Genomic DNA, 13,295 nt, shown 5'->3' on the forward strand with positions numbered 1-13,295 from the left:
CTCTTACTCCTCAGATTGGGTCGCATAGCGGCTGAAACTGGCCAGCTCGTCGATCTTGGCCCGTGCCAGACCACTGGCTATGGCATCCTGGGCCATGACCACACCATCATTAAGTGTGCCGGACAGACCAGCCACGTAGATCGCGGCGCCGGCGTTGAGGGCAATGATGTCCGCCGCCTTGCTGGCGTTCGCGCCGGGCTCTTTGCCCAGCGCTTCCTGAGTCAGGGCCAGGCTTTGGGCGGAGGTAGAAACCTCCAGTCCGATCAGGCTGCGGCTTTCGATACCCAGCGCCTCCGGGGTCACGCTGTATTCGCTGATTTTGCCATCTTTGAGTTCGGCAATGTGGGTGGCCGTGGCCAGGCTGATCTCATCCAGCCCATCGTCGGCGTGCACAACCAAAATATGTTCGCTGCCCAGCTGCTTGAGCACTTCGACCATGGGGCGACACAGTTTTTTACTGAACACACCGATCAATTGGCGCTTTACCCCGGCCGGGTTGGTCATGGGGCCGAGAATATTAAAAATAGTTCGCAGACCCAGCTCTCGACGCGCGCCGATGGCGTGCTTCATGGCGCCATGGTGCGCAGGAGCAAACATAAAGCCCACCCCGATCTGTTCCACAGCCCGGGCGACCTGCTCGGGACTCATGCCCAGATCGATGCCCGCCGCTTCGAGGAGATCGGCGCTGCCGGAGCTACTCGATACCGCGCGGTTGCCGTGCTTGGCAACATGCCCCCCGGCGGCGGCTACCACAAAGGAGGCGGCGGTGGAGATATTAAAGAGATTGGCACCGTCGCCGCCGGTACCGACGATATCCACCAGTGCGTCGGCGTTCACCGTCACCGGGGTGGCGAGCTGGCGCATCACCGTAGCGGCGCCGGTGATCTCGTCGATGGTCTCCGACTTCATACGCAGAGCGATCAATAGACCGGCGATCTGGGCGTCGCTGCACTGACCGGTCATGATCTGTGTCATCACCGCTTCCATCTCCTCGCGACTGAGATCCAGGTGTTCGGTGACATTGCTGATCGCGGTTTTAATATCCATCGTTTCGATCCTGTAGTGGTGGTCAGGGGCTGGGGTTAGGATGCCGTGATCCGCTGGCGCAGGAAATTGGCCAAAAGTTCATGGCCCTGCTCGGTTAGAATCGATTCGGGGTGAAACTGCACCCCCTCGATCGCCAGTGTGCGGTGGCGCACCCCCATAATCTCATCCATGGAGCCATCTTCGTGCTCGGTCCAGGCGGTGATCTCAAGGCATTCAGGCAGGCTCTCACGCTCGATGACCAGGGAGTGATAGCGGGTGGCGGTAAGGGGGTTACGCAACCCTTCGAACACGCCCGCATTGAGGTGATGCACCGGTGACACCTTGCCATGCATCACCTGCCTTGCCCGCACGATGCGCCCACCAAACACCTGACCGATGCTCTGGTGGCCAAGGCAGATGCCGAGCAGCGGCAGCTTGCCCGCAAAGTGCCGCACCACGTCCATGGAGATGCCCGCCTCATTGGGGGTACAGGGTCCCGGTGACACCACGATACGTTCCGGCGCCAGCGCCTCGATCTCGGCGATGGAGATCTCGTCGTTGCGGTGCACCTGAACCTCTACCCCCAACTCGCCCAGGTACTGCACCACGTTGAAGGTGAAGGAGTCGTAATTATCGATCATTAATAACATTGTCTGCGCTCTCCGGCGATCAGTGTTCGAGTGAGTTCTGAACCATGGCCACGGCGCGGAAAATCGCGCGCCCCTTGTTCATGGTCTCTTCCCACTCCAGCCGTGGCACCGAATCGGCGACCACGCCGGCACCGGCTTGAATATACAGGCGGTTATTCTTGATCACCGCAGTGCGGATCGCGATCGCGGTATCCATGTTGCCATTCCAGGAGATGTAACCCACGGCTCCGCCATAAACGCCCCGCTTCACCGGTTCCAGTTCGTCGATGATCTCCATTGCCCGAATTTTGGGTGCACCGCTGAGGGTGCCTGCGGGCAAGGTAGCGCGCAATACGTCGATCGGCCCCAGCCCCGGTTTCAGTTTGCCCTGTACATTGGAGACGATGTGCATGACATGGGAGTATCGCTCGATCACCATCTTGTCGGTCAGATCTACGCTGCCGATCTCCGCCACTCGGCCGACATCGTTGCGGCCCAGGTCGATCAACATCAGGTGCTCGGCGACCTCCTTGGGATCGGCCAGCAGGTCGGCTTCCAGCGCGCGATCCTGCTCCTCGGTAAGTCCACGTTTGCGGGTACCGGCGATGGGGCGCACCGTAACCTGACCATCTTCGAGGTGGGCCAGGATCTCCGGTGAAGAGCCCACGATATGAAACTCCCCTAGATTCAAAAAATACATATAGGGCGAAGGGTTCAGGCATCGTAGCGCCCGATAGAGGTTCAGCGGCGGTGCCTCGAAGGGCACGCTCATACGCTGAGAGACCACCACCTGCATCGCATCGCCCGCAAGGATGTACTCCTTGATGCGATCCACCGCGCCCTCGAATGCCTGTTGACCAAAGGCGGATTCGAAATCTTTCTCCGCCAGTTGCGTGCCATCGCTTACCCTGAGATCGGCAATACGACCCTCGTGCAGCTGTGCCATCAATTGATCGAGGCGAGAATGGGCCTGCTCATAAGCCCCCTCGATCGCAGGATCAACATGGCAGATAAGGATAATCTTGCCGCTGAGGTTATCGAACACCACCACCTCATCGGACACCATCAACAGGATATCGGGGTTACCAATATCGTCCTCGGGTACGCCGGGGGCCAGGCGGGGCTCGATATAGCGCACCGAATCGTAACCGAAATAGCCCACCAGCCCCCCGTTAAAACGCGGATGCTGCGCCGACTCTGCCACACGATAGCGCTGCTGGAACTGCTCGACGAAATCGAGGGGATCCTCGCTGGTGTGGCGCTCGACCACCTCACCATCGGTTTCGACCCTGATCTCGTGACCACAGACCTTGAGCACGGTACGGCAAGGCAAGCCGATCATGGAGTAGCGCCCCCACTTCTCCCCTCCCTGCACCGATTCGAACAGGTAAGAGTAGGGGCCATCGGCGAGTTTGAGGTAAGCACTGAGGGGGGTATCGAGGTCGGCTAACACCTCACGCATCACCGGGATGCGGTTGTAGCCGGCGCTGGCCAGCTGGGAAAACTGTTCGGGGGTCATCTCGGAATCCTTGTTATACCGGGACAGGGGGATAAAAAAATCGAACGAACTAGCGGTTGCCGGCGAGCCATCGCCAGCTCAACCCCCGAGTCCAGCGTTGAAGGACGCCAGCCTGCTGTTTGGTATAACTCACTTCCTACTCCAGATCGGTCCCTACACCGCGCCAGCGCGGCATCTCAGCGCTACCCTATAGCAGCTTGGCCAGTGAATCAACCAGCAGATCGGGATGACTCAACGCAATCGGCTCGCCATGATTGTAACCGTAGCTGACGCAGGCGATCGGCATCCCGGCAGCGCGCGCCGCCAACAGGTCGTTGATGGAGTCTCCCACCATCAGGCAAGTCCGCACCGGCAGCCCGAGCCGGGCGACCGCCGCCAACAGGGGGGCGGGGTCGGGCTTCTTTTGTGGCAGGCTGTCACCCCCGAGTATCACGGAAAAACAGTGGCCGATGTCGAGGGCTTCGAGCAGGGGTTGGGTAAAGGCCAACGGTTTATTGGTCACCAGCGCCAGGGGGACTCCCGCCGCCGCAAGGGCCTGCAATAGCACCTGCGCCCCATCATAAAGTCGTGCCTGCTCGCCATTGCTGCGCCCATAGGCGGCCATAAACAGCTCCATGGCGCGGGGAAACAGCTCGTCCGCATCGTCGCCAGCGCTGGCGGCCAGGGCGCGCTGCACCAGCTTGGCGGCGCCGTTGCCGACCCAGAGCCGCACTTCGGACTCTTGCGAGAGGGCAAGACCCAACTGCTGCTGCAGCGTCTGCACCGCGCAGTGTAGGTCCGGTACGCTGTCCACCAGCGTGCCGTCGAGGTCAAAAATCACCGCGGAGGGCAGTTGGCCGGCAAACAGGGAGCGCATCACCGAACCACACCGCACCCGCTATCGGTTAGCGGCATCAGCTTAGATGCCACCCATGCACAGGTATTTGATTTCGACAAAATCATCGATTCCGTAGCGTGAACCTTCACGACCGATGCCGGACTCCTTAACACCGCCAAAAGGCGCCACTTCGGTAGAAATGATGCCTTCGTTAATGCCGACGATACCGTACTCCAGCCCTTCGGACACACGCCACACCCGGCCGATATCACGAGAATAGAAGTAGGCTGCCAATCCATAGGGCGTGTCGTTGGCGATGGCTATCGCCTCCTGTTCGGTAGAGAAGGGGATTAGCGTCGCCACCGGACCAAAAATCTCTTCGTTGGAGATCGTCATCTGCTGGGTCACACCGGTCAACAGGGTTGGCGGGTAGAAATTGCCGCCCTGCGTATCGGCATCGCCCCCACATACGACTTTTGCTCCCTCGGCCACAGCCCCCTCAACCAGGGAGGTGACTTTCTCCCGCGCCTGGCGATTGATCAACGGACCGGTAGTCACGCCCTCCTCAAACCCATCACCCACCTTTAACGCGGCTACAGCAACCTCCAAGCGGCGGGCAAACTCTTCATACACCCCCTCTTGCACCAGAAAGCGGTTGGCGCAGACACAGGTCTGGCCAGCGTTACGATACTTGGAGGCCATCGCGCCAACGATAGCAGCATCAAGGTCGGCATCATCGAATACGATAAAGGGTGCGTTGCCGCCAAGCTCCAGTGCGACCTTCTTCACCGTACCGGCGCACTGGCTCATCAACAGTTTCCCGACCCGGGTAGAACCGGTAAACGACAGTTTGCGCACCACTGGATTGGTGGACAACTCATTGCCCACCGACGGCGCGTCGTTAGTGGTAATTACGTTAAACACCCCGGCAGGGATTCCCGCCCGCTCCGCCAGCGCGGCCAGGGCCAGGGCTGACAAGGGCGTGTCCTCACCGGGCTTGACCACGGTGGTGCATCCCGCGGCCAGTGCCGGGGCGACCTTACGGGTGATCATTGCGTTGGGAAAGTTCCATGGCGTAATCGCCGCTACCACGCCGATCGGCTGGCGAATGGTCACCAGGCGCTTGTCGTTGCTTGGCGTTGGGATGGTGTCACCGTAGACCCGCTTGGCCTCCTCGGCAAACCACTCAACAAAGGAGGCGCCATAGGCGACCTCTCCACGCGCCTCGGCCAATGGCTTACCCTGTTCGGCCGTCATGATCCGGGCCAGGTCTTCCTGATTGTCCATAATCAGCTCGAACCAACGGCGTAGCAAGGTTGCACGGTGCTTGGCGGTCGTTTGGCGCCATTCGATACCGGCGCGATGGGCCGCCTCGATCGCACGGCGGGCCTCCCCCGCTCCCAGATCGGCAACGCGGGTTAACAGCTCGCCATTGGCAGGATTAAATACCGAAAACTCCGCTTCACTGTCGGCATTCACCCACTGACCATCGATATAGGCCCTGGTCCGCAGCAGTTCACCATCGTTTAATGCCAGCATTTGTCGCCTCCTGAAAGAGCTAATTATTATTTACATAACGTGCAATATATAAAACGATCAAGAGAGTACCCGAAGCGCCCTGACAATCCTAGTGGGCAACGAAAAATTCTTTCGTTACAGCGCAGCAAGTTCGGCGCGCATGGTCGCGATGGTGGCCGCGTAATCGTCGGTGCCAAAGATCGCCGAGCCAGCGACAAAGGTATCGGCTCCCGCCTCGGCGATCTCACGAATATTGGCAGCCGAAACGCCGCCGTCAATCTCGAGCCGAATATCGAGGCCGCTGGCATCGATCAACTGCCGAGCCTGACGCAGCTTGTTGAGGGTATGGGGAATAAACTTCTGCCCCCCGAAGCCGGGGTTCACCGACATCAGCAGCACCATGTCGAGCTTATCCATCACATGTTCGAGGCAATCGAGACGGGTCGCAGGGTTCAGCACCAGTCCCGCCTTACAACCCCCATCACGGATCATCTGCAACGAACGATCGATGTGCTCGGAAGCCTCCGGGTGGAAGGTGATGTAACTGGCGCCGGCGTCGATAAAGCTGGCGATCATGCTATCCACCGGTTTCACCATCAGGTGGACGTCGATGGGAGCACTTACGCCATGCTTGCGTAGCGCAGCACACACCATCGGCCCGATGGTCAGATTGGGCACGTAATGGTTATCCATTACGTCAAAGTGGACCACATCGGCGCCGGCGGCGAGAACGTTGTCGACCTCCTCACCCAGACGGGCAAAATCGGCAGACAGGATACTGGGAGCGATCAGGAACTCTTTCATCGGCTAGTGTCTCATTGAGCTAATAAACAAAAACGCCTATTGTAGCCCAATGGGGTCGCGCTAGCTCCCCACTTTCCCTCATTTGCGAAACGGATTCGCCATGCCCTCCCGCCATCATCTTCGCTACCTACTGCTTTGCCTCCTCGCCCCCGCCAGCTGGGGAGCCGAAGCGCCTGCTACTACCGACCCGGCCATCGAGCGGGCGATACCCGAACCTACCGAGGCGCGAACCAACCGAGAGCTGATGGCCCACTACCCGCGCGGCGAAGTGGTGGAGCTCCCTCTGCAGCAGGGAACCCTCATCGCCCTCTACCAGCAGCGGCGCAGCAGCAAGGATCGGGGAGGCGTTATTCTGGTGGCCGCCCGTGGCCAACACCCGGACTGGCCGCAACTGATCGCCCCCCTGCGCAAGCAACTGCCCGACCAGGGCTGGCATAGCCTCAGCCTGGCCCCTCCGCCCCTGCCCGCCCCGACGCCACCCGAGGAAGCCGCCGGGGCATCCAGCGAGATTCCCGTCTCTGCCAGCGATGCCGCCGGTAACAGTCTGGAGCAGGAGCTTCGGAAGGTCGCCCTGCGGGAGTACCAGCAACTGCTGGGGGCACGCATTAGCGCCGCCCGTGAACATCTCTCCGAACTGGGCGTAACCCCCCAGGTCCTGCTGTTGGTAGGAGATAGTGCAGCCCCGGCGGTCGCTGCCCTGGCCGAAGAAAAATCTGCCTTCGCGGCGCTGGTTTTTATCAATGCGGAAAATGATCCCGAGGGTGAGCTGGTCAAATTACTGCAGCAAACCCCCACCCTGACTCTCGACCTCTACTACGGCCACAGGCAGCAGGCCGCCGCCGCAGAGCGCCTTGCTGCAGCCCAGCGAGCAAATAACCGCCACTACTACCCGGTTCAGTTAAGCGGCCCGCAAAACAGTGTGGATGCATCCGGGGAGCGCCTGCTCAAGCGCATCGAAAGCTGGCTCAAGCGACACCCCGGCGGCGGACGCTAAGGGTTTTAGCTAGCCTGCGGGCAGGTTTACTCTGCGTCGTGCAACGCCCTAGCGTTGCTTGCGATGATTTTTCAACACTTCGTAGGCCGCCTGGATCTCCTGCGCCTTCTCTTTGGCTACCTCCATCATCTCTTTGGGCAGCCCCTTGGCGACCAGCTTATCGGGGTGATGTTGGCTCATCAGCTTGCGATAGGCTCGCTTGAGTTCACTGTCACTGGCGCTACTTTGAACGCCGAGCACCGCGTAGGCGCTACGAATCTCCTGCTGCGGATCAACCCGTGGGCCACCGGCGTGTTGGCGCGAGCGAGAATGGAAAGCGCGCTGAGCCTGAAAACGCTGATGAATCAGCTCAAACGCGAAGCGGCTTAAGTTCAACGCAGAGCAGGCATCGAGTAGCACCTCGAGTTCCGCCTCACTCAGGGAGCCATCGGCGTAAGCCGCCTGCAGCTGCAGCTCGAAAAACATCTGGATCAGGCTGCTACCGCCGGCGCTGGCCCCGAGCGCTGCCAGCTCGGCCGAGATATCGGCGCCTTCGCGCTTACCCTCGTTGAAGAGCCGAATCGCGGCCTGGCGCTGCTCGTCGGTGAGCCGCATATGATTCATGAGCTCCGACGCCAGCTGGATTTCGCTTTCCGATACCCGCCCGTCTGCTTTGGCCAGCTTACCCATCACCTTAAAGGTGGCATTGAAAAACGCCGTTTGCGCCGAAGCACTGCCAGCACGGGCAAAACCGCCCGCCGCCTGGCCGCCGGTAATCACCCGCCATTGACGACTACGATCAAACCAGTGACCGAGTAAACCCAATACGGCGGCACCGAAGAGGCCTCCCCAAAAGAAACCCAACGCCACCCCGACTATCGTTCCGACCCACATAATTACTGCTCTCCCCCACTTCGGGTGCGCAAATGCGCTTCCAACTGCTGCAGGCGTTCGATGGTGCCTACGTCGACCCAGCGGCCCCGGAAATACTCTCCGCTAACCCGCCCTTCGGCCATAGCCTGACGCAGCAGCGGCGCGAGCGCAAATGCCCCCGGCACACAATGGCTAAAAATTTTCGGATTGATGACGCTAACGCCGCTGAAGGTCAAACGCTCATCGCCCTCCTCCTGCACCCGGTCACCGTCCAGCACAAAGTCTCCCGCGGGGTGATGCTCGGGGTTATCCACCAATACCAGATGCGCCAGTCGCTGCCCGCCGGGCGCATCCGAATCCAGCGACTCGGGCAGCGACTGTAGGGGAAGGTCGCACCACACATCACCATTGATCAGCAGGAAAGGGTCAGCTCCGAGCAGGGGCAACGCCTTAAACACCCCGCCTCCCGTCTCCAGGGGGGTCGACTCTGGCGAATAGACAATCTCAAGCCCCCAGCGCGAGCCGTCACCCAGACCTGCCTCTATCTGTGCGCCGAGCCAGGCGTGGTTGATCACGACCTCCTTGATCCCCGCTCGCGCGAGAGCCTCGATGTGATACTCGATCATGGGTTTCCCAAACACCGGTATCAGGGGCTTGGGGGTCGTCAGGGTGAGGGGGCGCATTCGCGTCCCCAGCCCGGCGGCGAGAATCATGGCTCTCATTATTCGTACTCTGCCTCTGTTTGATCCGCCTTCAGCAGATCCTCGATTCAACCTATACGGGTCCTGCGCAACGCACGCCCCCCCCTAAAGCTGCCCACCTTATGCAAAGCAGGGCCAGAGCTCAATAGCGCCATTGTGCCCCCCGTCATAGATGGGTAGTTCCCTTGGGGGGCGTTTCGGGCTAGCCCCCTGCACGAGGAATGCATTATCATTCCTCTTTGGCTGCCCGTCATTGGGGCAGCGATCACCTAACCCTACTCCACGTGCACTTCCGACAGGACGCCCGGACACATTATAACTATGGCAGCACTCTATCCTCCGTTTAAACGGCGCCTGCCGCTGATAATCAGCGCCGGCCTGTTACTCACCCACAGCGCACTGGCTGCCAGCGAAGAACCGGCGCTGATCGAAAGCATTAAATGGCGCTGCTTGCCGGCTGTTGGCACCCAAAACTGGGTGTGTGAGCAGACGTCAGGGAAACCTGTGCCGACGCCCGCCTCGGTTACCCCGTCGGACACTGGCGCAGCTGCAGCCGCCAGCGCCTCGGCTATTGACGGCGAGGCGGTCGTTGCCGCCCCCATCTCCCAACAGCTCAAAGCCTCGCAGCTACGCTCCACTCTGGACTGGGTACCCTTAGCGCAACTGAGTGCTGAACAACGCTCCTCGGTGCCCCCCCACTGCAGTGGGCGCTACCTGGAGCCCGAGCGCGAGGGCACTGAATTTAAGGGCATCCCCTTCGCCGCTCCGATCCGCGCCGAATCCGATAAGTCTGACTATCAGGCCGGTGAGCTGGCGACCTTTGAGGGCAACGTGCTAGTGAGTCAGGGATACCGACAAGTAAGCAGCGATGAGGCGCGCCTGTATGAACAGACCCTAACTGCCGAGTTTGACGGCAACGTGGTTCTGCGCGAGCCCAACCTACTCATTGTCGGTGATAAAGCCCGCGTGCAAACCCAGACCGGCCGCATGGAAGCCGACCAGGTTGTTTTCGCCCTGCACGCCAGCCGCACCCGAGGCGGCGCGGTAGAGCTGGTGCGACGTGAAGATGGCGTTATCGATCTGGTCGATGCCAGTTACACCACCTGCCCCCCGGCCGACAATAGCTGGGCCCTTAGCGGGAGCGAAGTCAGCATCAGCCCCGAGTCCGGGTTCGGTAGTGCCAAGCACGCCGTGCTGCGGATCAAGGATGTGCCGGTGTTCTACACCCCCTATATCCTGTTCCCGATCGACGATCGACGCCAGTCCGGTTTTCTCTATCCCCAGTTGGGTTACAGCAGCGAAACGGGCACCGACCTGATCGCTCCCTACTATCTCAACCTGGCTCCCAATTTTGACGCCACCATCACACCCCGCTTGCAAACCAAACGGGGCGCATCACTGGAATCCGAATTCCGTTACCTGACCGAGAACAGCAACGGCGAGATCGGCAGTGCGTTCCTCCCCAGCGACAACCTCAAGGATGAAAACCGCAACTACGATGACGACCGGTGGCTGTTTAACTACCAGCACGAACACCAACTGGCATCGCGCTGGGACGCAACCCTGGACTTCACCAACGCCAGCGACAAGGACTATATGCGTGATTTCGGCACCGGGCTCGACGTCACCTCCACCGACAACCTTAACCAGCAGTTTGAAACCCGCTACCGGGGTGGAGACGATGACCTGTTCTGGTCCCTGCGCGCCAACCTGCAGTCCTTTAAAAACATGCGCCAGGACAAGGACGACCCCTACGAAAAGCTGCCTCAACTGGAGATCAAGGGGGGCTGGAACGCCTCGCAACAACTCAGTTTTAGCTGGCTCGCCGACGGCACCTACTTTTCCCGCGACGATAACTGGAAATACATCGGCAAGACAGCCGAAGCGGACAAAAATGAGTTCGATAAACGCTACGATGTTGAGCGCAGCATCTATGGTGAAGGGATAAACGAAATCACCAACGCCAACGGCACCCGTGTCTATGCCGAGGCGGGCAGCAGTTATCGCTGGCAGTGGCCTTTTGCGTACGTGGAACCGACCATCAAAGGCAAAAGCATTCACTACCGCCTGAACAACCTCGACCGGGCAGCGTTTAACGATCCAACCACCAACCCTAACGGTCTCAGCTACGATACATCCCCGACGACGACCACTCCGATGCTGAGCCTTGATAGCGGGCTCTATTTCGACCGCAGCGCCAACTACTTTGGCGGCAGCTACACCCATACCCTGGAGCCACGTCTGTTCTACCTCTACGTCCCCGAACAGGAGGATCAAGAGCAGAACCCGCTATTCGATACCGGGCAGTACAACTTCACTTACGAGTCCCTGTGGCGCGAGGACCGCTTCAGCGGCTACGACCGCCTCGGCGATGCCAACCAGGTCTCTCTGGGTACCACGACGCGGCTGCTCGATGGAACCGGCTTTGAAACTTTCCGCTTTGCCATCGGTCAGACCTACTACTTCAGGGATCGCGAAGTACTTGTTGATCCCTATTACGGCCAGACCCAAAATGAAGATGGCGCCGAAAGTGACTTTACCCAAGGTCGTCAGTGGGCGATCGATGAGGCCGAAGCCTCGGCATCCCCAATCGCCACCGAGTTGGTATGGAACCTCAGCAAGGCCAGCAGCATCCGCCAGGACTGGATCTACAACGTCGATCAAAGCTGGAATCAGGATTACCGTGCCGCGTACCATTACAGCCCGGACCCATCTCGCATGCTGGATATCGCCTACAACTACAAAAAGCGCGCGGATCGTACCAAAAAAGATGACGACGGCAATGCCATTCCGGGCCAGTTTACCGACGGCAGCATCTCCCAATCCGACATCTCGGCGATCTGGCCCCTGTATGGTGACTGGAGCCTGCTCGGACGCTGGAACCATGACCTGACCAACAACAAAAACCTGGAAGTTCTGGCCGGTACCGAATACGACAGCTGTTGCTACAAGGTTCGCTTTCTTGTCCGCCAGTATCTAAACGGTAGCTCCGATGATATCGAGAATGCCGACACCGAAAACGCCTTTGTATTGCAGTTCGTTTTGAAAGGACTGGGCGGCTTCGGAACCAACACCCAGGCCCTGTACGGTATCAAGGGCTACAAAGAACACGACAAGAGTACCAATTTGCAATGAGACTGATTAAAACCCTCGCCTTGAGCGTCTCCATCGCTTTGTGCAGCCCCTCAGCCCTGGCGGTAACAGAGCCCTTGGACCGAATCGCCGCGATCGTTAATAACGATGTAGTGATGCTATCGGAACTTAACCAGCGCCTGGACAGCGTCAAGGCCCAAATTCATGCCCGCAACGGTGTCATGCCCCCCGACGACATTCTTAAGGCACAAGTCATCGAGCGCCTGGTGATGGAAAGCATTCAGTTACAGATCGGCGAACGGGCGGGCATCCGCATCGATGACCAAACCCTTAATGATACGATGACGCGCATCGCCCAGCGCAACAACATGACGATAACTCAATTTAAGGAAACAATTGAAGCCGACGGTGTCTCCTACCTGCAGGCACGCGAGCAGGTGCGGCGAGACCTTACCATCAATCGTATTCGGCAGGCACGAGTTAACGACCGTATCAGTATTTCCGACCAGGAGGTCCGTAACTTCGAGTTTTCCGAAGAGGGCCAGTACCAGCTGTCAGCGGACTATCGTCTGACCCATATTCTGGTACCGCTGCAAGAAGCGCCCTCCCCCCAGCAGATCGCTGCCGCGCAAAAAACCGCCGGTGAAATCTACCGGGAACTGCAAGCCGGAGCCAATTTTGAGCAGTTAGCCCTTACGTACTCCAGCGGGCGCTCGGCACTGGAGGGCGGCGATCTCGGCTGGCGTAAAGCGGATCAACTACCGAGCCTGTTTGCGAAAGCGGTCAAAGAGATGGAAGTGGGCGATATCGCTCGCCCCATGCGCACCGCCAGTGGATTTCATATTATTAAACTGGCCGATGTTCGCGGCGATAATACCCTTATCCAGCGCCAGTACGACGTTCGCCATATTCTGATCAAGCCCAACGAAATTCGCCGCGATGAAGACGCCCGCATACTGGCAACCGAGCTCTATGAGCGCCTCGAGAATGGCGAAGATTTTGCGGAACTTGCCCGCGCTCACTCCGATGACACAGGCTCTGCACTAAACGGCGGCAGTCTCGAATGGGTCAACCCCGCAGATCTGGTGCCGGAATTTCAGCGCGTGATGAAAGAGACCCCACACTTCGTGATCAGCGAGCCCTTCAAGAGCCAGTTCGGGTGGCACGTGCTGGAGGTACAGGGCGAGCGCAGCCAGGATATGAGCACTCTCGTGAAGGAGAATCGCATTCGAAACATCCTCCACGAGCGCAAATTCGAGGAGGAGGTTGAGCTGTGGTTGCGCGAGATTCGCGACGATACTTTTGTCGAACTCAAAATCTAGCTGGCTTGCAGAGCCGGCGT

Annotated in this window: 11 protein-coding genes; 3 read left to right on the plus strand and 8 right to left on the minus strand. The window is 59.4% G+C overall.

Going from position 1 to position 13,295, the window contains the following annotated elements; genetic code table 11:
• Positions 1 to 3: 3 nt before the first annotated feature.
• From trpD to rpe, 6 genes are all read right to left on the minus strand, one after another.
• Positions 4 to 1,047, minus strand: a complete 1,044-nt coding sequence (gene trpD, locus ACP3PW_RS00480; RefSeq protein ID WP_426414693.1) for an anthranilate phosphoribosyltransferase — start codon at positions 1,045 to 1,047, stop codon at positions 4 to 6.
• Positions 1,048 to 1,082: 35 nt separating this feature from the next.
• Positions 1,083 to 1,676, minus strand: coding sequence for an anthranilate synthase component II (locus ACP3PW_RS00485; RefSeq protein WP_426414694.1), 594 nt, complete (start codon positions 1,674 to 1,676; stop codon positions 1,083 to 1,085).
• A gap of 19 nt (positions 1,677 to 1,695) precedes the next feature.
• Entirely contained in the window at positions 1,696 to 3,174 is a 1,479-nt protein-coding gene (trpE, locus tag ACP3PW_RS00490; protein WP_426414695.1) for an anthranilate synthase component I, read from the minus strand.
• A 187-nt stretch (positions 3,175 to 3,361) separates the two neighbouring features.
• A complete protein-coding gene (locus ACP3PW_RS00495) occupies positions 3,362 to 4,030 on the minus strand; it encodes a phosphoglycolate phosphatase (protein ID WP_426415892.1) in 669 nt (222 codons plus the stop codon).
• Positions 4,031 to 4,072: 42 nt separating this feature from the next.
• Positions 4,073 to 5,530, minus strand: coding sequence for an NAD-dependent succinate-semialdehyde dehydrogenase (locus ACP3PW_RS00500; RefSeq protein WP_426414696.1), 1,458 nt, complete (start codon positions 5,528 to 5,530; stop codon positions 4,073 to 4,075).
• A gap of 114 nt (positions 5,531 to 5,644) precedes the next feature.
• The gene (rpe, locus tag ACP3PW_RS00505; RefSeq protein WP_426414697.1) at positions 5,645 to 6,313 is read right to left on the minus strand and encodes a ribulose-phosphate 3-epimerase; all 669 of its coding nucleotides are present in this window, start codon (positions 6,311 to 6,313) and stop codon (positions 5,645 to 5,647) included.
• A gap of 100 nt (positions 6,314 to 6,413) precedes the next feature.
• On the opposite strand from rpe, the gene ACP3PW_RS00510 reads away from it, so the two are divergent.
• Positions 6,414 to 7,307 carry a DUF3530 family protein gene (locus ACP3PW_RS00510; RefSeq protein WP_426414698.1) on the plus strand — a complete coding sequence of 298 codons (894 nt, stop codon included), beginning with the start codon at positions 6,414 to 6,416 and terminating at the stop codon, positions 7,305 to 7,307.
• Between the two features lie 48 nt (positions 7,308 to 7,355).
• Here ACP3PW_RS00510 and djlA read toward each other — a convergent pair whose 3' ends face one another.
• Both djlA and murU read right to left on the minus strand, forming a co-directional pair.
• On the minus strand, positions 7,356 to 8,180 hold the full coding sequence (djlA, locus tag ACP3PW_RS00515; protein ID WP_426414699.1) for a co-chaperone DjlA: 825 nt from the start codon (positions 8,178 to 8,180) through the stop codon (positions 7,356 to 7,358).
• Positions 8,181 to 8,182: 2 nt separating this feature from the next.
• Entirely contained in the window at positions 8,183 to 8,881 is a 699-nt protein-coding gene (gene murU, locus ACP3PW_RS00520) for an N-acetylmuramate alpha-1-phosphate uridylyltransferase MurU (protein ID WP_426414700.1), read from the minus strand.
• A gap of 300 nt (positions 8,882 to 9,181) precedes the next feature.
• Between murU and ACP3PW_RS00525 the strand changes: the two genes are divergently transcribed.
• Together ACP3PW_RS00525 and ACP3PW_RS00530 are read left to right on the plus strand one after the other, a co-directional pair.
• Positions 9,182 to 11,995: an LPS-assembly protein LptD gene (locus ACP3PW_RS00525; RefSeq protein ID WP_426414701.1), complete on the plus strand. Its 2,814-nt coding sequence runs from the start codon at positions 9,182 to 9,184 to the stop codon at positions 11,993 to 11,995.
• On the plus strand, positions 11,992 to 13,275 hold the full coding sequence (locus ACP3PW_RS00530; protein ID WP_426414702.1) for a peptidylprolyl isomerase: 1,284 nt from the start codon (positions 11,992 to 11,994) through the stop codon (positions 13,273 to 13,275). Before ACP3PW_RS00525 ends, ACP3PW_RS00530 begins: the two co-directional genes overlap by 4 nt.
• Positions 13,276 to 13,295: the final 20 nt, after the last annotated feature.

Origin of the sequence: Aestuariirhabdus sp. LZHN29 (genome assembly GCF_049985285.1) — a bacterium.
In the GTDB taxonomy this organism is placed as follows: Bacteria; Pseudomonadota; Gammaproteobacteria; order Pseudomonadales; family Aestuariirhabdaceae; genus Aestuariirhabdus.